Consider the following 3,302-nt stretch of genomic DNA (forward strand, 5'->3'; position numbering starts at 1 on the left):
CGCGACCGCGGACTGGCTGGTCCCCATGCGGTCGGCCCGTTCGGCCTGCGAGGGACCTGCCCGCCGGCGGGCCCTGAGCAGCTCGGCGGCAATCTCGAACTCCGGCGCCAGCGCGTCGTACTCCGCCTTGACCTTCGGATTGGCCAGCAGCCGCGCCTTGAGCTTCTCGAATGCGATCGTCATGGGATCTCCTTGGCCCTCGTGCTGCCGCTGTCGGTCACGGCTGTGGTGACGGTGAGTGTGGGGTGAGGGTGGAGCGATCTCTCCCCGCGTCATTCCGGGGCGTCGCGCAGCGGCGAGCCCGGAATCCATAGCCACGAAGGGGAGTGGCGGTACGCCGCTAAGCTTATTCAGTCTGGTGGGTAGGAGCGCAGGAAAGCCTTGGCTTCATCTCGGGTCGAAAAACGACCAAGTTCCTCATAGTCGGGATCGTCCTCGGCCGCCTCCGGCGAGCGGAGGACGATGAATTTCCCGCTTTCCTCGACGATGAGTTCAGTTAGGTCTTCGCTATCGAACGGCGTCATATCGCGAAACCCGCAGTGCGGGCACTCGTCGTCGCAAGCGCAGGACCATTCGTCGGTCCATCGGCGATCGCAGCGGTCGCATTCATAGTGATTGATAAACCAAGCCATCTCGAACCTCACGATTTCAAGCGATAACTGCCGCGAGACACGAACTCGATAAACCCTCGATCACGCAAATATTGAAGCTGCTGCCGAATCTTCGGCCTGACATTCTGATTGCCAGGGTAAAGCTCACTCAGATGGCGGTCGAAAGCATAGACCTCTTCGAGCGTGAACTCGAGTTTGTGCAGCGACTCCACGCACTTCATTACGTCCAGCAGCCAGCCCTTTGCTTCCAGCGATTCGCTTCGCAGAAAGAGCGTCTTCTGCCACTCTTCCAGAACAAGCTCCTTCGGTCGGACCACGCCGTTCCGGACGATATGTATCTTTCCGATCTCCGGAATCTTGCCGAGCAGAATGTTGGACCCGACCCAGCCGGCTCGCCGTGCTGTCGCCGCGAGCGGTTTCCGCTCTTCGATGATCTCGGGAATGAAGAAGTGCTTTGGCACGATGAAGAGATTGACGACTGCAAGTGAGTTGCGGTCGTAGTTCATCAGCAGGAGATTGGGGTTGTTGCTTGCGACGAGCCGCTCGCATTTTGTCTTGTAGGCGCCGTCAGAAACCTTCGCGCCGAACTTGCCCTTCTGGCTCTTGAGTTCGAACTCTTCCTTGCAAGATTTGCACAGAAAGTCTGCGACCGGACTGTTGTTCGGAAACTGCGACATCTTCGCGCCGCCGCAGTGCGGGCAATAGGCCTGTGACTTGACCCAAGCCTCAGTCCAAGCCCGAGCGCTTTGCGAGCCGCTGGTGTAGGGGGACTGGGTCTCTTCGAAACCGAGTTTCATGCTGCCAAGGTAGCGGAACCCGGTCGAATTGCCAGTGCCACCGGCCCTACCTCTTCTTCCACCCGCCCCTATGCCCCGGCGCACCTCCGCTGCTCCTCGGCGCCGGGCCGAATTCCGGTCCCGACTGCCGCGAGTCGGTGGGCTGGATGATCCTGCTCTCGCCGCCGAACGGTTTTTTCGGCAGTGCGCGGCTTTCGCGGTAGGGTAGGGATTCCGGGCCGTGCATCTCGTCGAGATGGGGCTTGTGGACTTTTGAGGCGGCGGGACTCGCGGCTTGCCCCTCACCCCGGCCCTCTCCCCGTGAAGAACGGGGCGAGGGAGAAGAACTGCGGCTGGCCTTCAGCGCGGCGCTCACGGTCTTCTTCTTCATCGCGCTCACCGGGAGATTCGCGGCCTCGCCGTATTTCTTGGCGCCGGCATAGGCGCCGGCGCGGCCCTGCACGGCGCGCTGCTTGGCGGTGGGGTCGTCGACCACGGCGAGTTCGGTGGCGCGCAGGCGCTTGACCTCGTCGCGCAGGCGCGCGGCTTCCTCGAAGTTCAAATCCGCGGCGGCCTCGCGCATCCGCGTCTCCAGGTCGGCGAGCACGGCCTCGAAATTGTGGCCGATCGCGATCACGTCGTCGGCGACGCCGCCCTGGCCGGTCTCGATCAGCACGTGGTCGCGCTCGTAGACGGAGTTGAGGATGTCGCCGATCGACTTCTTCACGCTCTCCGGCGTGATGCCGTTGGCGGTGTTGTACTCCATCTGCTTCTCGCGGCGGCGGTTGGTCTCGGCGATCGCGCGCTCCATCGAGCCGGTCATCTGGTCGGCATAGAGGATCACCTTGCCGTCGACATTGCGCGCGGCGCGGCCGATGGTCTGGATCAGCGAGGTCTCGCTGCGCAAGAAGCCTTCCTTGTCGGCGTCGAGGATCGCGACCAGCGCGCATTCGGGAATGTCGAGGCCCTCGCGCAACAGGTTGATGCCGACCAGCGCGTCGAACGCGCCGAGCCTGAGGTCGCGGATGATCTCGATGCGCTCGATGGTGTCGATGTCAGAGTGCATGTAGCGGACTCGGATGCCCTGCTCGTGCAGATATTCGGTCAGGTCCTCCGCCATGCGCTTGGTCAGCACCGTGACCAGCGAGCGATAGCCGGCCTGCGCAGTCGCGCGCACCTCGCCGACGAGATCGTCGACTTGCGTGCGGGCCGGGCGGATGTCGACGGGCGGATCGATCAGGCCGGTCGGGCGGATCACCTGCTCGACGAACACGCCGCCGCTCTCGTTCAGCTCCCAGCCGCCGGGTGTCGCCGACACCGCGACGGTCTGCGGCCGCATCATGTCCCATTCCTCGAAGCGCAGCGGCCGGTTGTCCATGCACGACGGCAAACGGAAGCCGTACTCCGCGAGCGTCGCCTTGCGGCGAAAATCGCCGCGGAACATGCCGCCGATCTGCGGCACGGTGACGTGACTCTCGTCGGCGAACACCAGTGCGTTATCGGGGACATACTCGAACAGAGTCGGCGGGGGCTCGCCCGGGCGACGTCCCGTGAGGTAGCGCGAATAATTCTCGATGCCGGCGCAGCTTCCGGTCGCCTCCATCATCTCGAGGTCGAAGGTGGTGCGCTGCTCCAGCCGCTGCGCCTCCAGCAGGCGCCCCTGGTCGTGGAGCTGGTCGAGCCGCAGCTTGAGCTCGGACTTGATCGACTTGATCGCCTGCACCAGCGTCGGGCGCGGCGTCACATAGTGCGAATTGGCATAGATCTTGATGAATTCGAGCTCGTCCTGCTTGTGGCCGGTGAGCGGATCGAACTCCTCGATGTTCTCCACGGTGTCGCCGAACAGGTTCACGCGCCAGGCGCGGTCCTCATAGTGCGCGGGGAAGATGTCGATGACGTCGCCGCGCACCCGGAA

The 3,302-nt window shown here is 63.6% G+C and carries 4 protein-coding genes; all 4 read right to left on the bottom strand.

Annotated elements, in window-relative coordinates; translation table 11 throughout:
* On the bottom strand, positions 1-183 hold a 183-nt coding region (locus KGM94_RS24495; protein WP_300265095.1), incomplete at its 3' end, for a transcriptional regulator.
* A 167-nt stretch (positions 184-350) separates the two neighbouring features.
* Positions 351-632, bottom strand: a complete 282-nt coding sequence (locus KGM94_RS24500; protein WP_300265098.1) for a hypothetical protein — start codon at positions 630-632, stop codon at positions 351-353.
* An 8-nt stretch (positions 633-640) separates the two neighbouring features.
* The gene (locus tag KGM94_RS24505; protein ID WP_300265102.1) at positions 641-1,408 is read right to left on the bottom strand and encodes a DpnI domain-containing protein; all 768 of its coding nucleotides are present in this window, start codon (positions 1,406-1,408) and stop codon (positions 641-643) included.
* A 46-nt stretch (positions 1,409-1,454) separates the two neighbouring features.
* On the bottom strand, positions 1,455-3,302 hold a 1,848-nt coding region (locus tag KGM94_RS24510; protein WP_300265104.1), incomplete at its 5' end, for a helicase-related protein.

It is taken from the genome of Bradyrhizobium sp., from assembly GCF_028868675.1.
Classification (GTDB): Bacteria; Pseudomonadota; Alphaproteobacteria; order Rhizobiales; family Xanthobacteraceae; genus Bradyrhizobium.